We start from the raw sequence: 489 nt of genomic DNA, 5'->3' as shown, positions 1-489 counted from the left end.
TCGCCTCCCGCCAGCGTTCCTCGTCGGAGAAGACCCCGTCTGCGGCGGCACCTTTCTGCGTCGGTCCCGCGACGGTGGCATCGCCCGTGTCGCCCGCACCCGACGCCGTCTCCGAGGATGGCTCCGACGGCTGGCGATCGTCCGGCCGTGTGGCTCTAGAGCCGGTGTCAGTCGCGTGTTCGTCTGCGGCACTCGTCTCTCCTTCCGCCTCGGTGCTGTCCGCAGTCCGGCCCTCGGGAGCGGTAGCGCCGGGTGAATCAGTGCTCGCAGGGTCGCCACCCCGGGGAGCGTCCGATGGCTCGCTGGCTTCCGCGTCCGCCGTCGCCGGTCCCCCGCCGGAACCGTCGTCTGTCTGGGCGTCGTCCGCTGTCGGGGTGTCTGCTGTCGACGCCTCGCCCGCTGCTGTCGGGTCGTCTGCCGTCGCTTCGGCTGCAGAGCCGGGAGTTGCCGCCGCATCAGGATCCGCTGTCGCGGTCGGCTCCTCGTCGT

The 489-nt window shown here is 72.0% G+C and carries 1 pseudogene; it reads right to left on the bottom strand.

The window, feature by feature from the left end:
• A pseudogene (locus DEQ92_RS24295) lies at positions 1–489 on the bottom strand (hypothetical protein); the annotation flags it as partial.

The sequence above is a fragment of the Haloferax sp. Atlit-6N genome (assembly GCF_003383195.1).
GTDB classification, from domain to species: domain Archaea; phylum Halobacteriota; class Halobacteria; order Halobacteriales; family Haloferacaceae; genus Haloferax; species Haloferax gibbonsii.
This window is presented reverse-complemented; position numbering and strand designations above follow the sequence as displayed.